This is a genomic window from Pseudomonas sp. P5_B2 (assembly GCF_056400445.1).
The window spans coordinates 1-1,753 of sequence record NZ_JBFULH010000762.1 but is presented as its reverse complement, the minus strand read 5'-3'; the positions used below and the strand labels follow the sequence as shown (position 1 = coordinate 1,753).

Genomic DNA, 1,753 nt, shown 5'->3' with positions numbered 1-1,753 from the left:
AGCCAAAACCGTTAAAGGCGGCCGTATCTTCWCTTTCACCGCGTTGACCGTGGTTGGTGATGGTAAAGGGCGTGTTGGCTTCGGCCGTGGCAAGTCACGTGAAGTGCCTGCTGCGATCCAGAAGGCAATGGAAGCTGCTCGCCGCAACATGATCCAAGTTGACCTGAACGGCACCACTCTGCAGTACGCAATGAAGTCCGGTCACGGCGCTTCGAAGGTGTACATGCAGCCTGCTTCTGAAGGTACCGGTATCATCGCTGGCGGCGCTATGCGTGCTGTCCTCGAAGTTGCTGGCGTTCAGAACGTTCTGGCCAAGTGCTACGGCTCGACTAACCCGGTAAACGTGGTTCACGCCACTTTCAAAGGTTTGAAAGCTATGCAGTCTCCTGAATCCATTGCCGCCAAGCGTGGCAAAAGCGTCAAGGAGATCTTCTGATCATGGCTACCGTTAAAGTTACGCTGATCAAAAGCATGACCGGCCGCATCCCTAACCACAAACTGTGCGTTAAGGGTCTGGGTCTGCGTCGCATCGGTCACACTGTAGAAGTACTTGATACTCCCGAGAATCGCGGGATGATCAACAAGGCTTACTACATGCTGCGTGTCGAGGGTTAATCGATGAAACTCAATGATCTGAGTCCAGCGCCGGGTTCCCGTCGCGAAAAGCATCGTCCGGGCCGTGGTATCGGTAGTGGTTTGGGCAAGACCGGTGGCCGTGGCCACAAAGGTCAGTCCTCCCGCTCCGGTGGCACCATTGCTCCAGGCTTTGAAGGCGGTCAACAGCCGCTGCATCGTCGCCTGCCGAAGTTCGGTTTCGTTTCCCTGAAAGCCATGGACCGCGCAGAAGTGCGTCTGTCCGAGCTGGCTAAAGTGGAAGGCGACATCGTCACCGTGCAGTCCCTGAAAGATGCCAACGTGATCAACGTCAACGTACAGCGTGTGAAAATCATGCTGTCCGGCGAAGTTACTCGCGCTGTCACCATCGGAAAGGGAATCGGCGCCACCAAAGGTGCGCGTGCGGCTATCGAAGCAGCTGGCGGCAAGTTCGAGGAATAAATGGCTAAGCAAGGTGCTCTCTCTGCGCTCGGCAAAGGCGGTATGTCTGAACTCTGGGCTCGTCTGCGTTTTCTGTTCCTGGCGATTATCGTCTACCGAATAGGCGCACACATCCCGGTTCCAGGTATCAACCCGGACCGACTCGCGGACCTGTTTCGACAGAATGAGGGGACCATTCTTAGCTTGTTCAACATGTTTTCCGGCGGCGCGCTGGAGCGGATGAGCATCTTTGCACTGGGGATCATGCCGTACATTTCGGCATCGATCATCATGCAACTGATGACCGCCGTCAGCCCGCAGCTGGAGCAGTTGAAGAAGGAAGGTGAAGCTGGCCGTCGCAAGATCAGCCAGTACACCCGCTACGGCACTGTCGTCCTCGCTCTCGTTCAGGCCATTGGCATGTCCATTGGTCTGGCGGGGCAGGGCGTTTCGTTCACTGGTGACTTTAGCTTCCATTTCGTCGCAGTAACCACTTTTGTGGCTGGTGCGATGTTCATGATGTGGCTGGGTGAGCAGATTACTGAGCGTGGTGTTGGCAACGGTATCTCGATGTTGATTTTTTCGGGTATCGTCGCCGGTCTTCCGAGAGCGATCGGGCAGTCTTTCGAGTCTGCGCGTCAGGGTGATATCAACATCTTCGCCCTGGTTGCCATCGGTTTGCTGGCAGTAGCGATTATCGGTTTCGTGGTGTTCATTG

Annotated in this window: 4 protein-coding genes; all 4 read left to right on the top strand. The window is 55.7% G+C overall.

What is annotated here, in order from left to right; genetic code table 11:
* On the top strand, positions 1-436 hold a 436-nt coding region (gene rpsE, locus AC1DRJ_RS26500; RefSeq protein ID WP_477804756.1), incomplete at its 5' end, for a 30S ribosomal protein S5.
* Positions 437-438: 2 nt separating this feature from the next.
* Positions 439-615, top strand: a complete 177-nt coding sequence (gene rpmD / locus AC1DRJ_RS26495) for a 50S ribosomal protein L30 (RefSeq protein ID WP_003186033.1) — start codon at positions 439-441, stop codon at positions 613-615.
* Positions 616-618: 3 nt separating this feature from the next.
* Positions 619-1,056, top strand: coding sequence for a 50S ribosomal protein L15 (gene rplO, locus AC1DRJ_RS26490; RefSeq protein WP_007896782.1), 438 nt, complete (start codon positions 619-621; stop codon positions 1,054-1,056).
* Positions 1,057-1,753, top strand: a 697-nt coding sequence (locus AC1DRJ_RS26485) for a preprotein translocase subunit SecY (RefSeq protein WP_477804755.1), incomplete at its 3' end; no start/stop codon positions are given.

What these genes read in the sequence shown, in the direction of transcription:
- rpmD (WP_003186033.1), top strand. Translation starts at nt 439, where the DNA reads ATGGCTACCGTTAAAGTTACGCTGATCAAAAGCATGACCGGCCGCATC.
- rplO (WP_007896782.1), top strand. Translation starts at nt 619, where the DNA reads ATGAAACTCAATGATCTGAGTCCAGCGCCGGGTTCCCGTCGCGAAAAG.